The organism is Capnocytophaga cynodegmi, assembly GCF_002302475.1.
Taxonomy (GTDB): Bacteria; Bacteroidota; Bacteroidia; order Flavobacteriales; family Flavobacteriaceae; genus Capnocytophaga; species Capnocytophaga cynodegmi.
This window is the reverse complement of the sequence record NZ_CP022378.1, coordinates 1,960,451-1,980,407: the sequence shown is the minus strand read 5'-3', so window position 1 is coordinate 1,980,407 and position 19,957 is coordinate 1,960,451. Positions and strand designations below refer to the sequence as shown.

Below are 19,957 nucleotides of genomic sequence, written 5' to 3'. Positions count from 1 at the left end.
ATGTCTATTTCAATAAAAAATATTTCTCACACACAACTTACTACAAATTTTAGTGTGGAAAACTATTGTATTTTTGCTTTTTGTGGAAGTGGAAATTTCTCGGTTGATTTTGTTGATTATGAATATGATGGCAATACGTTATTATTTCTTTCTCCCTTCCAGAATTTTCAAAAAAATAAAGGAAATATGGAAAAAATAAGTTTACTTCAGTTTCACGGAGATTTCTATTGTATTGAATATCACAAAAAAGAAGTGGCTTGTAACGGATTATTATTCAACAACATATTCCTTTTACCTCATATTAAAGTTTCTGAAAAATGTTTTGAGGAAATCTTACATATTTTCTCTCGAATTGAAAATGAACTATTATCTGAATCAACTTATTCTCAAGCGATTCTTAAATCATACTTACAACTCATTTTAGCTCTTTCAAGTAAGGAAAAAAGCAATATTTTAGAAAAAACAGAACAGAATATTGAACACAATTTGGCAATAGATTTTCAAAAATCATTAGAAAAATATTTTTTAACCGAGCGAAGTTTGCAATTTTATGCCGATTTGGCTCATATGTCTCCTGATACTTTTAGCAAGAAAATCAAATACTTATTAGGAAAATCTCCTACAAAATTAATACAAGAAAGAGTCATTTTAGAGGCAAAGAAACAACTTCATCTGACCCATAAGTCTGTTAAAGAAATTGCTTTTGATATGGATTTTAAAGATGAGTTTTATTTTAGTCGTTTTTTCAAAAAGCTTGTAGGTCAGTCTCCTAAACATTTTAGAGAAACTGTAGGAATTTCAATTGTAGCAAAATAATCTATGTTATTTCCTTTTTTGTCCATTTTTGATTAATCATTTTTCTATACCTTTGCAAACAGATACAAGAAACTTCATTTTAATTATAAAACACTAAAAATCAGATAACAATGGAGAAATTACTTACATTTTTAGCAGATAGCCAACGTGCTTTTGTAAACTTTATACGAGTAGCAATTTTCATCGTAATGGCTTGGATTGGTGGCTTAAAGGCTTTTCAGTATGAAGCTGACGGTATTGTTCCTTTCGTGATTAACAGCCCTTTTATGAGCTTTTTCTACAACAATACAGGAAAAACAGCTACAAATGAAAAAGGTGACACCGTTGCCGAATACACACTTCACAAAAATCCAGAAGGAAAAATGGTAGCCAAAAACATTGAATGGCACAAACAGAATGGAACATACTGGTTTTCATACGGATTAGGAACCGTAATTTGCATAATTGGTTTACTTGTGCTTTTAGGAATTTGGTTACCTAAAATTGGTGTAATTGGAGGACTGTTAACTTTCGGAATGTCTATCGTAACACTCTCATTTTTAATAACAACGCCTGAAGTATATGTTCCTAATCTGGGAGGAGATATGCCTACACCTAACTTCGGTTTTCCTTACCTTTCAGGAGCAGGACGTTTGGTATTGAAAGATATCATTATGTCAGCAGGAGGATTGATTGCAGCTTCTGAGGCAGCACAACGTTTACTCAAAAGAAATAATTAATACTACACTAACATATTATAAATAAGCCGTTTCTGTTTGAAACGGCTTATTTGTTTTGTACCAATTAAAAAAGATAAAAGAAATATTTTTATAATTAGACGATTCAAATCCAAAAATGTTACAAAACTGAAAGATATTTTTTATAAACATTTGTTATTCATCGAATAAGAATATAAAATTATCTTGAAATATTTGCTCCACTGGCACTTCCCACTCCAACAACTTCATCGTATAAAGCACCTGGAGCTCTGTAATAAATTAAAATCAGATAGTTATTTTCTGTCTGTTGAAAGTTTCCTCCTATTTCATTAAAATTTATCTCGTTTTTATCTTTCGTAGCATATTTATAATTGTAAAATCCTTGTTTTAGAAGTACTTTACCTGTGAAATAACCTGTTTTTTCGTCATAAACAAGCTTATATTCGTCAGAAATCTGATAATTAGAAAATTTTCCGTAGACATACACTTCTTTTCCCCAAAAAGAGGGCTGCCCTTGTAAAGAAAAATTCACCCAAACATAATCCGCCTCATTATCAGGATTTCTTCCATTGATTGTATTTACCAAAAAATCACCATTAATATCAGGATAATATGTATAAACTCGATTTACACGACTTTCATTTCCAAACAGATAATGCTCAAACAATTCGTTTTGTTCTACACGAAAAATCCCAGCAGAAGCAACTCGTAAATCCTTACTATCAAAATTCAAAAACTCATTTCCAGCCCAAAAAGCACTTTCCGAATCGTATCTATAAATCAATTCATTACCCATTACGTATTGCGGTTTTAATTTCGTTATCGCATTATCCCAACGATAATTTTGCAGAATCGCCACCTTAACTGTTGATTTTGGATCTTGCAGATGCAAATCTTTCTCTTTTACAGAAAATTGAACTACTTGCTTTGTATCAAAAAATTGTAAATCACGAGAACGCTTTACTTCAGCCAAAACATTTACCAACGGATTGTAAACCACAAACCTACGAGAAAATAGCACTTCGCCGTAACTATCTGTTATCGAAAGTATATAGTTTCCTGTTAAGGTTATTTTTGTCAGTTCATTCGGAAGTGTTAAACGATAATGTGAATAAATCTGCAACGTTGCATAAGAACTACTCTCTGGCTTAAAAGATTGTTCGTCTAATCCTTTGATATATTGACTTTTCAGCAACGTGGAAGGCGACCAATCGGCATTGCAATGTGTAATTTTATAGTAGTAGATTTCCTCCGAGCCTCGCAAATCATCAAATTCCAATGTGAAACGTTCGTTAATTCGCACCACTGGAAACTGGCTTCTATCATTTTCAGATGCTTTAAAAACAATCGTTTTGATGTACTCAGGAGGATTCTTTTCCGTCAAAATTTGAGCCTCCAAACTCATAGAAAGAAGTGCAAACAGAAAATATAATAATCGTTTCATAAAATCAATTTTTAAAAATCAAATGTAGGAAAAAATAATGTAAATAAAAATTTTTATCTTTGTGCTTCATTAATTTTCTATTAATTTAAAGAAATGAAGTATCTTATTAAAAATAAATGGGTGATTGTAGGTGTGTTTTTAGGAGCTATTGCAGGATATTTGTACTACTATTACGTCGGCTGTGTATCAGGAACCTGTGCCATTACCTCCAATCCTCTGAATAGCACACTTTATGGGGCTGTAATGGGCGGATTATTGTTAAGCATCATCGTTCCAACAAAGAAAAACACAAAAATATTAAAAGAAATCGCACCAAATGCTGTAATTATTGATGTACGAACTCCATCAGAATTTCAATCGGCACATTTTGAAAAATCTATAAACATTCCGCTTAATGATATTCCAAACAAAATAGCTGAAATAAAATCCTTTAACAAACCTATCATTTGTTGTTGTCGTTCAGGGTTTAGAAGCCGAAAAGCAACAAAAATTTTAAAAGGTCAGGGAATTGAATGCTACAACGGCGGCTCGTGGCAAGAAGTAAGCGATTTGTATTGATATTTTTTCTCTTCATAAAGTTTTTTCTGAGGAAAATTACATTACTAACTCATTCGCAATGTATATGGTAAAATTTCATATCTTTGCACCCGCTAACTTTCAATCACATTTATGACAAATTCAGGAAAAATAGAGCTGATGGCTCCCGCAGGAAATTTCGAATCGTTACAAGCAGCTATTGATAATGGTGCTGATTCGGTATATTTTGGAGTTGACCAGCTGAATATGAGGGCAAGAGCAAGTATCAATTTCACCATTGACGATTTGGACGAAATTGCAAAACGTTGCCACCCAAAAGGCATCCGTACCTATCTTACCTTAAATACAATCATATACGACCACGATTTATCCATCATAAAAACCTTGCTCGACGCTGCAAAGAAGGCAAACTTAACCGCAGTGATTGCTATGGATCAAGCAGTTATTGCATATGCTCGTCAAATTGGTATGGAAGTGCATATTTCTACCCAAATCAATATTACAAACATCGAAACGGTGCGTTTTTATGCAATGTTTGCCGATACAATGGTAATGAGTCGTGAATTGAGCCTTAGGCAGGTAAAGAAAATCGCTGAGCAAATCCAAAGGGAGCAAATTAAAGGTCCGTCAGGGAATTTGGTCGAGATAGAAATCTTCGGTCACGGAGCGTTGTGTATGGCGGTTTCAGGAAAATGCTATTTGAGTTTGCATTCGCATAATTCATCAGCAAATCGAGGGGCGTGTAAGCAAAATTGCCGAAAAAAATACACCGTAATTGACCAAGAAAGCGGTTTTGAAATCGAAATCGATAATGAATATATGATGTCGCCCAAAGATTTGTGTACGATTGACTTTCTCGACCAAGTGATTGACGCAGGAGCCAAAGTACTCAAAATTGAAGGACGCGGAAGAGCTCCCGAATACGTGGCGACTGTCATAAAAACCTATCGTGAAGCCATCGATGCGTATTACGAGGGGACATATTCAAAAGAAAAGGTTGAAAAATGGATGGGAGCTCTTTCAACCGTTTACAACAGAGGATTTTGGAGTGGATATTATTTGGGACAGAAATTGGGAGAATGGAGCGAGAATCCGGGGTCAAACGCCACACAGAAAAAAGTGTATGTGGGGCAAGGAAAGCACTATTTTCCAAAATCGGGGATTGCGGAATTTCTCATCGAAGCCTACGATATTAAAGTGGGCGACAAACTCCTCATTACAGGGCCTACCACAGGCGTACAGGAGTTCGTTTTGGAAAATATGATGGTCAATGACGCTCCTGCACAAACGGCAACGAAAGGCGATTCTTGCACCATCAAAACCGATTTCAGAATTCGTCTGTCGGATAAATTATATAAGATTGTAGCTACGGAGTTTGCTAAATCATAACCGAATAGATAATAAACACCAAGAACACCCTTCGGAGCGTTCAAATAAGCTAATACACCACTAAAAAACACTCCGAAGCATTTTAATAAGCCGATGTAGAACTAAAATAAACAAATGTACGACCAAAAAACCTTCCGAAGTATTAAAATAACAAAGGGAGACACCAAAACATAAAAAGAATTCAAAGAATAGGAAAATAATTGTAAAAACGCTAAAAAATGAAAACATATTATCTATCTAACGAGCAAATGCTTCAGAATTTTGGAGCGATGTTTGAAAATCTGTCCAAAGAGGGCGATTTGAAAACAGAATTAGCAGAATACGGCTACGACGATGCCAAAATCGCTGAAGGAAAAGCCCTTTACGATGAAGCTCGTAAAACATTCGATGCCAACATAAAAGAAACACGCGAAGAGACATCGGCGTCATTGGCTTTTCAGGAAAAATATCAAAACGTACAGAAAAAATATAGTACACATCGCAAAAAGGCACGTATCGTTTTTGAGGACAACGAAGAAGCTCTTCGTCAGCTCAAACTCAAAGGAAGTGCTGCCCGAGCCATCGCCGCAGCTATGGAAGAAATGAGAGCATTTTATCAGCTTTTGGATACCACTCCCAATCTTCTTACGCCACTAAAACAACTAAAAATCAACGAACAAGATGTCAAAAATCAGCTTCAAGAACTCCCCGAAGTAGAAAAAGCCTACGCTACCTATCTGCAAGAAAAAGGAGAAAGCCAACAAGCCACCCGAGACAAAAACAAAGCCTTTGAAACCCTCGATAAATGGGTATCGAAGTTCCATAAAGTGGCTAAAATTGCCCTTGAAGACCGCCCACAACTTTTGGAAGCTCTCGGGAAATTTGTAAGAAGCTAATGTATTTTTAGAAAAGACAAAATACGGGTTCAAATAGAAGATAATTTGTTTTCTTAAAGAAATTTCCTAAATAAGTTGATTTATAAAATTGGAAAATGAATAAAGTATGATGAAAATAACAGCCTGACACGAAAAAATATCATCGTACTTTTATAACACAATTTAAAGACAAATAAATAATGGTAGTAGTAACCTTACAGCGTGATAAATGCATTGGGTGTAATTATTGTGTGGAAGTAGCTCCGGAGCAGTTCCAAATGTCGAAGAAAGACGGAAAAAGTGTTTTGCTTCGCTCTACGGAGAAGAAGGGTTTTTTTACACTCAAATCGCACGATGATAACATTTTAGAGCCTTGTGAAGCCGCCCAAAAAGCGTGTCCCGTTAAAATTATTTCAACCAAGAAGATATAAACATAATGTTTAAAAAACTATGCATACTAAAAATATTAACCGATGAAAAAAAATCTATTCTTAATTTTCGCAATCGCTTTATTTTCCAACCTACAAGCTCAATATATTGGAGTTAGAGCAGGATATAACAACGCTACACTAAGCGGAAAAACTACAAATGGTTCTTCAGTATCAAGCAAACACGGCATTTACGCTGGAGTAACCTTGGAATTTCCTTTATCAAGGTTTTTCTCATTTCAAACAGAAGCTACCTATTCTCGAATAGGAGCAAAAATCAGTTCGCAAGGCATTGGAAACGCAAATCTTACTCTGGACTATTTATCTGCCCCAGCGTTGGCTAAAATAAACATCTACGAAGGACTAAGTTTACACACCGGACCTCAATTTAATTTCTTGATTAACAACAATGATTTTTCCTTCGAGAAAAATGAAACGTTTACTGAAGTTAGTAGCAGGGCTGTGGATTCCTTTGATATGTCGTTGATAGTTGGTGTAAATTACAGAACAAGTTTCGGGTGGTGCTTTGAAGCTCGATTCAGTCAAGGTTTAACAAACATTCTTGAATCAAAAGAAAGTTCGCTGATAAATACAGGCTTCAGTCCTGATTACAATTTCAAAAATACGGTTCTATCCTTAGGAGTGGGCTATGTTTTTTAAAAACTAATAGTAAATGACTTGTATGAGTTGCCAAAAGAGGTTTGAAGTAAGGTTGAAGAGGGCTGTTTTTGCTTTTCTTTTCATAGTATTTGCATTAACGTCTTGCTCTAAATCAAAAATTGAAAGGAATCCGCATTTAAGAGAAGTTCGTTTTTCTTACACAATAAATATTGATTTACCAGCTTACAACGCTTTGAAATATCCTCAAAACACGATTTATATTCCTAACATAGGCATCAAAGGCGTTTTTGTTAGCAGTTTAGGGAACAATCGATTTGTAGCTTGGGAGGCTGCTTGTCCTAACCAGAATCCGTCAAATTGCGAAAGGCTGAAATGTGCTTCAAAAGGTGAAAACGACTTTACATCTTGCGATAGTGACACAAAATCTTACATATTTGTAATCTGTCCTTGCGATGGAAATGTTTACAACTTAGTAAACGGAAGCATCATCAAAACGAATAGCCCAGAACAACAATATCCTTTGTTAAATTACGCTATTTCAGTAGCAGGAAACTCTTTGACTATCAGCAATTAAACAAGAAACATTTTACACATCTATTCTCAAATTATTTCATATAGTTTATGATTTCAAATCAATTCGAAAATAAAAAATCTGTAAGTTTGCTCATTATTTTCTTTGCACTATTTGCTGGATTTTTCTTGTATGATGTTTTTATTTTTGAAGATTCGTGGAATCCAAGTAATTTACTACTGAGAGTAAGTGCTTTCTTAGCTTTATTTGTTTCGGTCTTCTTCCTAAACGTAATCGACCAATGGAATGAACTCACGGAGAATAACTCTTATTCTATTTTCTTTTTTGGCTTCTTTTCAACGATTTTTCCAGATGTGTACAACAATTTCTTTCTCTGTCTTTCTAATTTACTGATTGTAATTGCCATCTGGAGAGTTATGACTTTAAAAACGGAAGAAAATATTCCTCAAAAAATCTTTGATGCTTCTTTTTTAATCATTTGTGCGGGATTGCTTCACACTTGGGCGTTCATATTTCTGTTGAATGTTTGGATATCATTGCTCTTTTATGGTTCAAAAAAGAGAAAATATTGGTTAATCCCATTTGTAGCACTTTTTTGTATAGGAATTTTGTTTTCTACGGGATTAATATTACTTAATATTCCTTTTAATTTACCTGAAATCAACAAACTATGGTCACACGATTATAATAAAATAATATTCTTGCCCAATCTTGTTCCTCTTGTAATTACAGCAATTATGCTTTTAGTTTCTATTGTTGTTTATTTCTTTAAAAGTTATTATCACAGAGGAAGTAGCCAAGTAATCATACAATTTCTGTTGGTTGGGTTGATGGTAGCCTTTTTCTCCAACCAAATCATTTTTATATTCGCTCCTCTTTCCATTCTATTTGCTCTTTATATCGAAAATATAGAACGAAATTGGTTAAAAGAGACTATTCTGTGGATTTTTTTAACTATTCCATTAGCAATCCTACTGTTGCATTTTATCTCCAAAGGCCAAATCGCCAGCATCTCCTAAACCAGGAACAATATAGCCTTTTTCATTCAGTTTAGGGTCGATAGTTGCTATCCAAAGATGTGTATCTCCTGGAAATTTATCTTTCACGTATTCAATACCTTGCTCTGCTCCTATTACAGCAAACAAATGTACTTGTTTAGGCTTTCCGAGTCCGTCCAATGCTTCGTAAACATTCACAAACGAACGCCCTGTTGCCAACATTGGGTCGGCAAGGAACAAAATTTTCCCTTCCAATGAGGGTGAAGCCAAATATTCTACTGATATATCAAACTCTGTTTCAGATGTGTGTTTGCGATAAGCCGAAATGAATGCGTTATCCGCACAATCAAAAAAGTTTATCAATCCTTGATGTAATGCCAATCCAGCACGAAGTATAGAACATATTACAATTTCATCTTTAGGTAACAAAACTTCTTTTTCACCTAATGGTGTTGTTATATTTTCACTTTGATAATCAATCGTTTTACTCATTTCATAACAAAGTACTTCACCAATGCGTTCCAAATTTTTTCGAAAACGCATACGATCTTTCTGAACTTTTACATCTCTTAGTTCAGCGATAAATTGGTTCAAAATTGAGGGCTTTTCCCCTAAATGATGTATAATCATAATTTTGGTTTTTGTTCCCGCAAAATTACGAAAAACTTTTCACTTTTCGTTTTACATTTTTCACTTTAATATTTATTTTTGCCAACAATATGAAGCATCAAGTATACATATCATTAGGAAGCAATATTGGAGATAGAAAATCCTACTTGCAGTCTGCTACAAACGCTATAAATCAACAAATTGGAAGTATCATTAAAGTTTCTCCCATTTATGAAACACCCGCTTGGGGATTTACAAGTAACAACTTTTACAATATTTGTTTGCTTACCGAAACCACTCTTTCTCCTGAAAAAACACTTCAAAAACTTTTGAACATTGAAAAAGAATTAGGACGAGTAAGGAATGCCAATACAGAAGGCTATCAACCCCGAAGTATTGATTTGGATATTCTTTTCTTTGATGATAAAATCATAAAAACTGAAGATTTACAAATTCCACACCCTCAAATTCAAAACCGAAAGTTCGTTTTATTTCCTCTGGCAGATATTGCACCAGAAAAAAAACACCCTACTTTGCAACAATCTGTCAAAGAACTCATTAAAAACACAAACGATACCTCACAAATAACAAAAATTAATGATAAAATCAGTATTCCTAACCAAAATTGTCCTTTCAGGCATTATAATTATATTGCAATCGAAGGAAATATTGGCTCAGGAAAAACGACATTATCCACCAAAATAGCAGAAGATTTTAATGCACGTCTTATATTAGAACGCTTCTCAGATAATCCATTTTTACCGAAGTTTTACGAAAATCCAAAGCAGTATGGCTTTACTTTGGAGATGTCTTTCCTTACCGAACGCTATCAGCAAATGTCAGAGCAATTGGCACAAACCAATCTCTTCAAGCCTTTTATCGTCTCGGATTATGATATTTTCAAATCGTTGATATTTTCGCAAGTAACCCTGACAGAAGATGAATTCGTACTATATCGAAAACTTTTTTACATTTTATACAACCAAATCGTAAAGCCTGATTTGTACATCTTTCTATATCAAAGCACTGACAGATTGATTGAGAATATCAAGAAAAGAGGAAGAACGTACGAACAAAATATCTCAAAAGAATACTTAAATCAAATTCACCACGGATATTTGGACTTCATTCAGAAGAATAATGATGTAAATTCTCTAATTATTGATGTTACCGAACTAGATTTTGTAAAAAATCAGTCCGATTACGAGTTTATTATTGAGAAAATAAGCAATTTTTCCAGAGAAACACCCCTAAAATGACACCCATATTATCAACCAGAATATTATCTGACCAACAGAAGAGCAAATTACTGAAACAAGGTTTTTCTGTTACCGAAATTGACTTCATTCAGACTCATTCCATTGAATTTGAGCTTAAAAACATAGGCGATTTACTACTTTTTACCAGCCAGAATGCCATAAAAAGCGTTTTGCTACACCCCAAAAAGGATTCTTTAAAATCAATACCTTGTATATGCGTAGGAGAAAAAACGGCTAAACTTCTGTCCGAAAATAATTGGAAAGTACTTCATTATGAAGAATATGCAACCGATTTAGGTAACTACATCAAACAGCATTGTGCAAAAAATAGAATAACTTTCTTCTCAGGAAATTTACGACGTGATATTTTACCAAATGTATTAAGAAACAACCAAATACCACATAATGAAATACAAGTTTACAAAACCATTCTGCTTTCCGAGAAAGTAAATTCTCCGCAAAAAGCGATATTATTTTTCAGCCCATCTGGAATTCAAAGTTTTTTACAACAAAATAGTTTTTCCAATGAAATTATATTTTGTATTGGCAGAACAACCGCAGAAGAAGTATCAAAACATACGAAAAATTATATTATTTCAGAAAAACCTACTATCGATAGCCTCATAGAATGTGTTATCGCACACTTTACTGAATAATTTTATTCATTTTTTACTCAAAAACAAAAAAGCTGCCTAAAAAAGACAGCTTTTTTATATCGAATTCGTTTTTATTTAAAGAGAACAGCCGCAACGGTTACTAAACTCGTCTGGTCGATTAATATTGCACTTCCTGTTTCGCGAAGTTCTTTGTAGCTATCGTACGCTAACGGAGCTGAAGTTTTCAATTTCACTGTAACTACTTCATTTAATGCAACTGACGTAACGTCGGCAAATCTTTCGAGCGTATTTACGTCAATTCTTTCCTTAATCTCTTTTACGATTGCGTTTACCACGCGAGTATTGTGTTGCAGCAAATAGCGTCCGCCTACATTCATTGGGCGTTCGTCCATCCAACAAATCGTAGCATCAATTTCGTTAGAAAATTTTATCAAATCATCTTCCTTAGCAATTAATGACCCTCGACTAATGTCTACATCCTCTTCGAGATGAATTACAGCACTCTGAGGAGCATAAATCTGTTCTACTTCTTGGTTTCCTACCTCAACAAATGCTACAGTAGCTTCAATTTGGGAAGGATATATCTTCACTTTATCACCTTTTTGGAAAGTACCACTCTCTACTTTCCCTGCATACCCTCTGTAATCGTGGTATTGCTCTGTTTGTGGGCGAAGAACCAACTGCACCGGAAAACGAGCATTTGTCAAATTAACGGACGATTGCAATTCCACCGTTTCCAACCTTTCTAACAAAGAATCTCCTTTGTACCAATCCATCTGTGTTGATTTATCTACGATATTATCGCCTTTCAAAGCACTTATAGGGATAAATTCAACATTTTTAAGCTCAAGAGCTTTTGCAACCTTCTGATATTCGGTTTTAATCTCTTCAAATCTTTGTTGAGAGAAGTCAACTAAGTCCATTTTATTAATCGCAACCAATACGTGCGGAATATTCAAGAGCGATGCAATGATGGAATGCCTCTTTGTTTGTTCAATCACCCCATTTCGAGCGTCGATGAGAATAATTATCAAATCTGCGTTCGAGGCTCCCGTAACCATATTTCGGGTGTACTGAATATGCCCTGGAGCGTCAGCGATGATAAATTTTCGCTTTGGAGTTGAAAAATATTTATAAGCGACATCAATCGTGATACCTTGCTCTCGCTCAGCCCGAAGTCCGTCGGTTAGCAGTGCCAAATCCACACTTCCGTCTTCTCGATTCTTGGAGCTGCGTTCCAAAGCCTCCATTTGGTCAATCAAAATGTTTTTGCTGTCGTACAAAAGTCGTCCAATAAGTGTGCTTTTCCCGTCGTCTACGCTTCCTGCTGTTAAAAATCGTAATATATCCATTTATTTTTAACGATTTAATTTGTTTATATGTTACTTCTTTTCTTCTTGATAAATTCTGAAGAAAAAATCACTATTTTTTATTAAAAATATCCGCTTTTTTTTCTGTCTTCCATTGCGGCTTCGGAGATGCGGTCGTCAATTCGGGTTTCTCCTCGCTCACTGGTTCGGGTGGCGGTAATTTCGTTGATAATATCATCAATCTGATAGGCTTCGGACTCTACCGCTGCCGTACAGGTCATATCCCCAACGGTTCGGTAACGTACTTTGCGTTTTACTATCACGTCATTTTCATCAATCTGAATATATGGCGAAACAGCAATAAGCTGTCCGTTGTGGTCAATTACTTCGCGTTCGTGCGAGAAATATACACTCGGCAGCTCTATTTTTTCACGACGAATGTAGTTCCAAACGTCCAACTCCGTCCAATTGCTAATAGGAAACACACGCACGTTTTCGCCTTTATGTATTTTCCCATTATAGGTGTGCCAAAGCTCGGGGCGTTGTAATTTCGGGTCCCAACCGCCGAAGTCGTCACGCACGGAAAAAATTCGTTCCTTAGCACGAGCTTTCTCCTCATCGCGTCTCGCTCCACCAATACAAGCATCAAACTCAAATTCTTCGATGGTATCCAACAAAGTGTAAGATTGTAAGGCATTACGACTTGCAAACTTTCCTTTGGGTTCGGTCAAGCCCTTTGCTTTAATGGTGTCTTCTACCTTGCGGACGATGAGTCGCTCACCGAGTTTCTTCACTAAATTATCGCGAAAGTCCAACGCTTCTTGGAAATTATGCCCCGTATCGATATGCACAAGCGGAAACGGAAACTTACACGGACGAAACGCCTTCAGAGCCAAGTGTACCAACACGATGGAGTCTTTCCCACCACTAAAAAGCAACGCTGGTTTCTCGAACTGACCACCAACCTCGCGGAATATATGTATGGCTTCTGCCTCCAATTGTTCTAAATAATCCATATCTGAATGTTCAATATTATTTATATTTTTTTCCTTTTAATTTTTCTATCTCTTAGTAAAGTAAACCTATCATTATTATTTTTCTTTACTGAATTTCTGTTTCTGTTTGTTCAACTAATGAAAAACATCAGAAGAAGACACATAAAACTTTTTGCAACTTGAAAAACACTTTGCAAGTTGCCTATATGAAAAATGAAATCCGTATTGCAGTACTACAGTAACGCTCGTTTTACTTCCTCATTAATAGCATTGGCTAAGTTTCGATACTTTTCTTCTCCGTTAACGAACGCCATTGCCGAGATAGCTTTTCCGAGTTTGTCGAACATTCCTTGCATCACGTCACGAGCTTCCTGCGTTTTGCCTAATTCTTTTTTAGATTGCTCCATCGTTCGGTTACTGTGCAATACATCGAATTGTTCGTTAGCTTCTTTGAGCGGTGCTACCCATTGTGTGATGCCAAGAGCAGTGACGTGGGATTGATTTTCCGATTTTTCGAAGTCCGAAAGCAAGTTGCGGATAATTGCTGTTGCATCGCGATAGGCTCGTTTGGTAACGTCCTTTCCGTAAGACTCAAAAATAGCTTCAATACGCTGTGCCGACTTCTTTTTTGCCTCATCAGGAAAATTCAAAAATGAAAGAGCGTACTGTTTCAGTCCTGTAAAAATCGCATCGCGTTCCGAATCCAATTCAGCCAATGTTTTGGTGTGTTCATTTTTTCGTACGGGCTTCATTGCATTTTCTAAAGCATCGAAAGCATCGTCGAATTCTGTTTTCACTCCCGAAAGCCCTAAACCAGAAAGGTCAGATTCATTTTCCAAAAATGTTTTCACATTCTTCATCGTTTGGGCAAAAGCCATCAAACGAAGTGGGGATAAATTAGTTCTTTTAATCATAATTGTTATTTTTTGGATTACTACTTTGTTTTTTTATGTATTTAGTATTAATAATTTTCCCTTTTTATCTTCAAGAAAGATTTTTTTGAAAGTTTTGTATATTACTATATTCTTTCAGACAAATAATTCAGTAAAAAAATTAACCGAATTGCAGATTTTATATTTTTCACTCAGTAGAAAATACATTTCTCTACAGATTTTGATTTTTCACTGAGTAAAAAGCCCATTTCTTTATCATTTTTAGCCTTCCGGTGAGTAAAAAGTTTCTCGTTTTCTTCCTATGAGCTTTCTACCAGATAAAAATATGCTCGATAAAAATCAATAACACTTTTTTTTCATTAAAAATTTGCAGAAAACTCGCTTCAAATAATTTCTAACAAACTACTCGCAAAGTTACTAATTCTCTGCCAGTAAAAGAACAAAAAAGAGAATTACTTTCGGATTTTAATTCTTATATACTGACATTTCTCGTTAAAATTGCCGCCTTCATTCCAAAACTTAACCCTATGATTTATCGGAATGTAGAAATATCCATCACTACTCCAAAAAATAGAATCCTCTTCGTGATTATACGCCATCCAGTTTGTAAAATGTGCCAAAAGAATTTCCTTGACTTGTAAATTGTCATCAATAGTGTACAGACTCAATTCTACAACATCATCGTACGGATTTGTATATACGGAAATTATGTGCTTCTTATCGGGAGAGATATAAGGAAAATCCGAAAAAGAAATTTCCTTTCCTGTCTTTTTATCAATCCATTTATAATCGTAAGCCTCCCAATAGCTACCCAAAACTACAAACTGATTCATAAACTCAATTTGCCCTTTATATTCATACACCTGCTGATTGTCCAAGTCCGAATTAGGGTTAATATCCTTAAAAGTCACTATGGAATCCAAGCACGGAAGCGTAATTACATTGTTTTTCTTCACGACTGATAGCGTATCTCGCAAAAGAAAATCAACCGCCGATTTCTTTGTTTTTTCATACAAAGATTTATCAATCAATTCAAAGCTAATGAGCGTATCTAAAGCAATGGGGGCTTCAAATAAAATGGGTTCGTGTTGTTCTCCTTTCTGGATAAGTGAAATTTTATCCAAATCGGAAGCAATGAGTGAAATTTGGCTCAAATCTCCTACTTTGCTCTTCAGTACGTAGGCATAATTTCCCGTTTCGTAGTTTATTGCTTTGTAATAGTCGCCTTGTTCGCCCTCGACTTCAATCCTGTAACCATATTGCATCGAATTTTGGTTTTCAGAACTTTCTTCAGGCTTTTCTTTGAACCAAGTTCCCTGTCGGTCGATGACGTATTTTACTATTTTGGAAGAATTGCTCTCTCCATTCTTAAGGATTGTATCTGTGACAACTTCTGGCTTGTCGCTTTTCTGCGAGGCATTTTTCTTTTCAAAAAATTGACAACCCACCAAAGGGAGAAGTAGTAATAGTGAAATAAACTTTCTCATCATTTTTCTGCACTGACGTTTACTGATTTACTTTGTGGAATGCAATCCGCACTCTTTTTTACTTTTATCTTCCCACCACCAGCGACCCGCACGGAAGTCTTCTCCTTCTTTAACGGCTCGTGTACAAGGCTGACAGCCAATACTTATGAAACCTTTATCGTGTAGCGGATTGTACGGTACTCCGTTGGTACGTAAAAAATCCAGAACTTCAGTGGTTTTCCAATGTAAAATCGGGTGGAATTTAATAATCTGGTTGCCCTCGTCCCATTCCACTTGTGGCATTTGTTCCCGATTAGGAGATTGCTCTGCTCGAAGCCCTGTAATCCACACTTTATTTCCTGCCAGAGCCCTTTTTAAAGGTTCAACCTTCCGAATATGGCAGCATTCTTTCCGTAGTTCGGGAGAATTGTAAAACGCATTGATGCCGTGTGCTTTCACATAGCTTTCCACAGATGCCGCATCAGGATAATACGGAATTGTAGTGGTTTGATAGCTCATATCGGTTTTGTCCCACGTGGCATACGTCTCGGGAAACATTCGCCCTGTATCGAGTGTAAAGATTTTTATTGGAATATGGTTGTTTCGTATCAGATGGGTGATTACTTGGTCTTCCATTCCGAAGCTGGTAGAAAAAACGACTTTATCAGGGAAATAGGAAGCTAAAAATTGTAAAGATTCTATCTCATTTTTCCCTAAAAGTTGCTGTTGAAGTAATTCTGTTTGCTTACTCATTTTAAATTTTTTAGAGAGCAAAAATACTGATTATTTTTCAAATAAAAAATTGTTTGAAACCTATGAGATACGAAGTTCCAAACAATTAATTTTCCTTCTGAATACTTTTTTAATATTTCAGATATTCTTTTATTTCCTTGATAGGAATTTTCACCTCAAAAACTCCCTCAACATAAGGAGCAATTTCATAAGGGTTGTAATACAACACTAAATGTTCGCCCACAATTCCGACATTTTCAGGAAAATGGAATTTATCATCTTCGAACCAAAATCCCTTTTCATTAAGGCTGTCTGCCAAGATATTTTGTTCTTTCTTGAAGTAATTTTCGGCTATTTTGAGTACTTCCGAAAAGTTTGTGAATAATTCCTCTTTCTCTATTATCTCCCCGTTGGAAATATCAAAGTTTAAAAATATTTTTGATGAAATTCCGTGGGCCCCGCCCACATACGAATACCGATTTGAAACCAACGAAAGCATTTTTTCATTCTGAAAGGAAATACTATCGTTTAAAATCAGCTCATAAGCAGAAATATTCGGAAAATGCTGATGCAGATTATCGTAGTCCTTCACAAAAGCTTCTAAACTTTCATCGATGGTCATCTCAATATTTCTTAGCGAATCAATCTGGTTGCTCAACAAAAAGTTCACAACTTGTGACTCAATTTCTCTATTAAAGTTTTCCGCAAACTTATTGGGTCTTTTACAAATCAAATAATTCAAATTTATTGAAGAACAATCATCCTCACAATTTTCTTCACTTTTTTCAATTATTTTTTCAGTAAATTTAGGTTTGTCGGAACAAGCCACAACAAAAATCAAAAGAAAAACAAGTAAAAGTTTTCTCATAACACTATTATTTTAATAAAATTTATCAAGGAGCTATCTTCTGAGCATAAATATTTCTGCAAACCATCGATGAAAGTGTTACTTCCTTATTGTTAACTAAAACAACCATCGAATTATCAAATTTCTCTTTACTTAGAATGGTTATTTCGTCTCCCAAAGCAATTGAAACTTTATTCAAATAAAGTAAAAATTCCTTTGATGTATTTTTCACAGCGACACAAATGCCCGTTTCATTCTCCTCAAATTCGCTAAGTAAAATCTTGATTGTTTTTTCAAAAACTCCTTCTCTGTTTGGGATTGGGTCTCCGTGAGGATCCGTTTCAGGAAATCCTAAGAAAGCATCTAGTCTTTCGATGAGTTTTTCAGATTCTATATGCTCCAATTCTTCAGCAATTTCGTGTACTTCGTCCCAAGAAAAATTTAGTTTTTCCACCAAGAAAACTTCCCACAAACGATGTTTCCTAACAATTGAAATCGCTTTTTTTCTGCCTAAAGAAGTTAGCGTAACCCCTTGATACTTAACATAATTAATCAATTTCTTATCAGATAACTTTTTAAGCATATCTGTCACAGAAGAAGCCTTTGTGTTCATTGCCTCTGCAATAGCATTGGTATTCACCTCTTCTTCTGCTTCATTAAAAAGATGAAAAATTGTTTTCAGGTAATTTTCTTCGGATAAAGTCATTTATTATGTGTTTATGTAAACAAAAAAGCCGTCCATATGCTGTCTATCAGAGATAAAGACCACACGGACGGACTCCCTTATTAACGTAATCTATTCGTTTTCCAATTCAATGAACAAAGCCTTCAGCTCAGTAGCATCGTGCGGCTTCATTTTTCCTGCAATTACCAAGCTCAACTGTCTTCTGCGTAAAGCTCCTTCATAACGTACTTTCTCAAGCTCCGTTTCTGGCTGAATTTCAGGAACTTTAACTGGACATTTATTTTCATCAACAGCAACAAAGGTGTAAATTGCTTCGTTCGCTTTAATCCTTTCTCCTGTTACTGGATCCTCCACCCAAACATCCAAAAAAACTTCCATAGAAGTAGAAAAAGCTCTTGAAATTGAAGCCTCTACCGTTACAATACTCCCCAATGGAATACTATGATTGAACGCTACGTGATTTACAGAAGCAGTCACCGTTGGGTGATGAGAGTGCCTTTGAGCCGCAATACTAGCAGCTCTATCCATACGAGCCAAAAGCTCACCTCCAAACATATTATGAAGATGATTGGTCTCACCAGTTAACACCAAATCTGTTAAAATCGTACGTGACTCGGAGGGTGTTTTTTTCTGCATATCAATCAACTATGGATTAACTAAAATCCAACCTCCGTCTAATTTTTTCCGGTCTTTTGCTTCTTTTACTTCTTTTTTCAAAGCCTCTGCCTCTGCCATATTATCAAATCCAGCATAGCTCACTTGATAAAGACCTTTTGCATTCTTTCCTATCACAGAAGCATTTTTGTATCCTAACTTTTTAAGCTGTTCCACTCTTGTTCTTGCATTTTTTTCCTCTTTGAAAGCACCCGCAATAACTTGGAACTTTTTATTTTTTGTAGAAGACGTCGCTTTTGTAGTTGAAGAAATTACCTCTTTCTTAGATTCTTTTGCAGGAACTTCTTTCGATACAACAACCTCTTTTTTAACTTCCTTAACTTCAGGCGTAACAACTTCTGTTTTTTGAGGATTTTCTATTTCTTGTTTTGCTTCAGCCTTTGATTTTGACAACTCCTTAACTTTCACTGCATTTAGTGAAATTGTAGGTAAAGACAAAGGAATTGTGAAAGTAGCCTCACTTAACTTTTGTTGCACTTGCTGCTCTATCTGACTTTCAGAAATAACTATCTCATTATTAGCATCATCTGTAACAATATCTTCTCCAAAAAGTTTAACTGCCGCAAAAGCAAGAAGACCCAAACCTACGACTGCTATTGCCGTATATGCCAAAAACGGACGTTTCTTATTCCTTTTTGGTTCTTCTCTTCGCTGACGATTTACAAAAGCATTCTCTGTTTTCACCTCTTTTTCAATAGGTAAATCTAATGTTGGAGTAACTTGTTTCTCAACAGGCTTAATAACTTCCTCTACCTCAGCAATTTCGTGAGGAACAAAAGCTGACATTCCAAAGGAATCTGTAAGATAATTGACATCTTCAAAAACCTCAAAAGAGAGCCTTCCTTCTGGAGTCTGTTTCAAAACCCCAATATTATTAAGTGTGAGAGTTTCCCCTTTTTGTAAAATCTTTTTCCAGCCTTCAACAGTTGTATTGACATAATCTTCAACGAGATTATAGTCAATTCCTGAATTCTCAGAAACGTGTTTAATCAACAACCCATCGTTCGAGTGCAAACTTGCATTGAAAGTTAGCTCACGTTTTGGTGGAACAAAAGTCTTATCCTCAAACATTCTTGCTGACTTTCTGTTTGAGATAAACGCTCCAAACTTTGGTATTATAACACATTGATGCTTATAAAGTAGCTCTTCAACATATTCGTTAAGTTCTTTCATAACTACATAAATTTTATGTTACTACAAATCAAAACTCCATAATCATATGGAGAGTCAAAGATATATATTTTTTTTATCTCCAACAAATTTATTTTTAAATTTCAACTTAAATAGCTTAATAACAATTTTTTAGATTAAAAATTTATATCCTTTTGTGACCTCGCCAAGAATCGAACTTGGATCAAAAGTTTAGGAAACTTCTATTCTATCCGTTGAACTACGAGGCCTTCATTTCTGAATTTGAGAGACAAAAATAATCTTTTTTTTTGAAAGTTTTAAGATTTCTTGAACTTTTCAATAAATATATTTTCCTTACCTTTGCGAATTGGCGTGAAACACATTATATCTCAATCTTTTTAACTCTTTTATTAATTTATTT

At 35.2% G+C, this 19,957-nt stretch carries 22 protein-coding genes and 1 tRNA gene; 11 read left to right on the top strand and 12 right to left on the bottom strand.

The window, feature by feature from the left end; all coding sequences use genetic code 11:
* Complete coding sequence (locus CGC48_RS08830; RefSeq protein ID WP_098029285.1) at nucleotides 1-816, top strand: helix-turn-helix domain-containing protein; 816 nt, start codon at nucleotides 1-3, stop codon at nucleotides 814-816.
* Between the two features lie 110 nt (nucleotides 817-926).
* On the top strand, nucleotides 927-1,535 hold the full coding sequence (locus CGC48_RS08825) for a DUF417 family protein (protein WP_098029284.1): 609 nt from the start codon (nucleotides 927-929) through the stop codon (nucleotides 1,533-1,535).
* Nucleotides 1,536-1,713: 178 nt separating this feature from the next.
* On the opposite strand, the gene CGC48_RS08820 is transcribed toward CGC48_RS08825, so the two are convergent.
* A complete protein-coding gene (locus CGC48_RS08820; RefSeq protein WP_098029283.1) occupies nucleotides 1,714-2,958 on the bottom strand; it encodes a type IX secretion system plug protein in 1,245 nt (414 codons plus the stop codon).
* 93 nt (nucleotides 2,959-3,051) lie between these two features.
* On the opposite strand from CGC48_RS08820, the gene CGC48_RS08815 reads away from it, so the two are divergent.
* The 7 genes from CGC48_RS08815 to CGC48_RS08785 all read left to right on the top strand — a co-directional run bounded on the left by CGC48_RS08815 (nucleotide 3,052) and on the right by CGC48_RS08785 (nucleotide 8,338).
* Nucleotides 3,052-3,516 carry a DUF6132 family protein gene (locus tag CGC48_RS08815; RefSeq protein WP_098029282.1) on the top strand — a complete coding sequence of 155 codons (465 nt, stop codon included), beginning with the start codon at nucleotides 3,052-3,054 and terminating at the stop codon, nucleotides 3,514-3,516.
* Nucleotides 3,517-3,627: 111 nt separating this feature from the next.
* Complete coding sequence (locus CGC48_RS08810; protein WP_098029281.1) at nucleotides 3,628-4,884, top strand: peptidase U32 family protein; 1,257 nt, start codon at nucleotides 3,628-3,630, stop codon at nucleotides 4,882-4,884.
* A gap of 218 nt (nucleotides 4,885-5,102) precedes the next feature.
* The gene (locus tag CGC48_RS08805; protein ID WP_042345923.1) at nucleotides 5,103-5,759 is read left to right on the top strand and encodes a hypothetical protein; all 657 of its coding nucleotides are present in this window, start codon (nucleotides 5,103-5,105) and stop codon (nucleotides 5,757-5,759) included.
* A 179-nt stretch (nucleotides 5,760-5,938) separates the two neighbouring features.
* A complete protein-coding gene (locus tag CGC48_RS08800) occupies nucleotides 5,939-6,169 on the top strand; it encodes a ferredoxin (protein ID WP_018280400.1) in 231 nt (76 codons plus the stop codon).
* A 42-nt stretch (nucleotides 6,170-6,211) separates the two neighbouring features.
* Complete coding sequence (locus CGC48_RS08795; protein WP_098029280.1) at nucleotides 6,212-6,826, top strand: porin family protein; 615 nt, start codon at nucleotides 6,212-6,214, stop codon at nucleotides 6,824-6,826.
* A gap of 22 nt (nucleotides 6,827-6,848) precedes the next feature.
* The gene (locus CGC48_RS08790) at nucleotides 6,849-7,361 is read left to right on the top strand and encodes a hypothetical protein (protein WP_098029279.1); all 513 of its coding nucleotides are present in this window, start codon (nucleotides 6,849-6,851) and stop codon (nucleotides 7,359-7,361) included.
* Between the two features lie 47 nt (nucleotides 7,362-7,408).
* Nucleotides 7,409-8,338 carry a DUF6427 family protein gene (locus CGC48_RS08785; RefSeq protein WP_098029278.1) on the top strand — a complete coding sequence of 310 codons (930 nt, stop codon included), beginning with the start codon at nucleotides 7,409-7,411 and terminating at the stop codon, nucleotides 8,336-8,338.
* On the opposite strand, the gene upp is transcribed toward CGC48_RS08785, so the two are convergent.
* Nucleotides 8,291-8,947, bottom strand: coding sequence for a uracil phosphoribosyltransferase (gene upp, locus CGC48_RS08780; protein ID WP_098029277.1), 657 nt, complete (start codon nucleotides 8,945-8,947; stop codon nucleotides 8,291-8,293). The two genes, CGC48_RS08785 and upp, sit on opposite strands and share 48 nt — an antisense overlap.
* 89 nt (nucleotides 8,948-9,036) lie before the next feature.
* On the opposite strand from upp, the gene folK reads away from it, so the two are divergent.
* Nucleotides 9,037-10,185 (top strand): 2-amino-4-hydroxy-6-hydroxymethyldihydropteridine diphosphokinase, encoded by a 1,149-nt coding sequence (gene folK / locus CGC48_RS08775; RefSeq protein WP_098029813.1) that lies wholly within the window; start codon nucleotides 9,037-9,039, stop codon nucleotides 10,183-10,185.
* Nucleotides 10,182-10,841 carry a uroporphyrinogen-III synthase gene (locus tag CGC48_RS08770; RefSeq protein WP_098029276.1) on the top strand — a complete coding sequence of 220 codons (660 nt, stop codon included), beginning with the start codon at nucleotides 10,182-10,184 and terminating at the stop codon, nucleotides 10,839-10,841. Before folK ends, CGC48_RS08770 begins: the two co-directional genes overlap by 4 nt.
* A 71-nt stretch (nucleotides 10,842-10,912) precedes the next feature.
* On the opposite strand, the gene CGC48_RS08765 is transcribed toward CGC48_RS08770, so the two are convergent.
* From CGC48_RS08765 to CGC48_RS08720, 10 genes are all read right to left on the bottom strand, one after another.
* Nucleotides 10,913-12,154: a sulfate adenylyltransferase subunit 1 gene (locus CGC48_RS08765; RefSeq protein ID WP_098029275.1), complete on the bottom strand. Its 1,242-nt coding sequence runs from the start codon at nucleotides 12,152-12,154 to the stop codon at nucleotides 10,913-10,915.
* An 80-nt stretch (nucleotides 12,155-12,234) separates the two neighbouring features.
* Nucleotides 12,235-13,143, bottom strand: a complete 909-nt coding sequence (gene cysD / locus CGC48_RS08760) for a sulfate adenylyltransferase subunit CysD (RefSeq protein ID WP_338121104.1) — start codon at nucleotides 13,141-13,143, stop codon at nucleotides 12,235-12,237.
* A gap of 197 nt (nucleotides 13,144-13,340) precedes the next feature.
* Nucleotides 13,341-14,021, bottom strand: a complete 681-nt coding sequence (locus tag CGC48_RS08755) for a DUF6261 family protein (protein WP_157909897.1) — start codon at nucleotides 14,019-14,021, stop codon at nucleotides 13,341-13,343.
* Between the two features lie 431 nt (nucleotides 14,022-14,452).
* Entirely contained in the window at nucleotides 14,453-15,490 is a 1,038-nt protein-coding gene (locus CGC48_RS08750) for a hypothetical protein (protein WP_098029273.1), read from the bottom strand.
* 24 nt (nucleotides 15,491-15,514) lie between these two features.
* Entirely contained in the window at nucleotides 15,515-16,219 is a 705-nt protein-coding gene (locus CGC48_RS08745) for a phosphoadenylyl-sulfate reductase (protein ID WP_098029272.1), read from the bottom strand.
* Between the two features lie 109 nt (nucleotides 16,220-16,328).
* The gene (locus CGC48_RS08740; RefSeq protein WP_018280388.1) at nucleotides 16,329-17,066 is read right to left on the bottom strand and encodes a DUF3298 and DUF4163 domain-containing protein; all 738 of its coding nucleotides are present in this window, start codon (nucleotides 17,064-17,066) and stop codon (nucleotides 16,329-16,331) included.
* 25 nt (nucleotides 17,067-17,091) lie between these two features.
* Complete coding sequence (locus CGC48_RS08735; protein ID WP_018280387.1) at nucleotides 17,092-17,751, bottom strand: metal-dependent transcriptional regulator; 660 nt, start codon at nucleotides 17,749-17,751, stop codon at nucleotides 17,092-17,094.
* Nucleotides 17,752-17,841: 90 nt separating this feature from the next.
* Nucleotides 17,842-18,366 carry an acyl-CoA thioesterase gene (locus CGC48_RS08730; RefSeq protein ID WP_098029271.1) on the bottom strand — a complete coding sequence of 175 codons (525 nt, stop codon included), beginning with the start codon at nucleotides 18,364-18,366 and terminating at the stop codon, nucleotides 17,842-17,844.
* A gap of 9 nt (nucleotides 18,367-18,375) precedes the next feature.
* Entirely contained in the window at nucleotides 18,376-19,578 is a 1,203-nt protein-coding gene (locus CGC48_RS08725) for an HU domain-containing protein (RefSeq protein ID WP_098029270.1), read from the bottom strand.
* Between the two features lie 155 nt (nucleotides 19,579-19,733).
* A tRNA-Arg gene (locus tag CGC48_RS08720) sits at nucleotides 19,734-19,805 on the bottom strand.
* Between the last annotated feature and the right edge of the window lie 152 nt (nucleotides 19,806-19,957).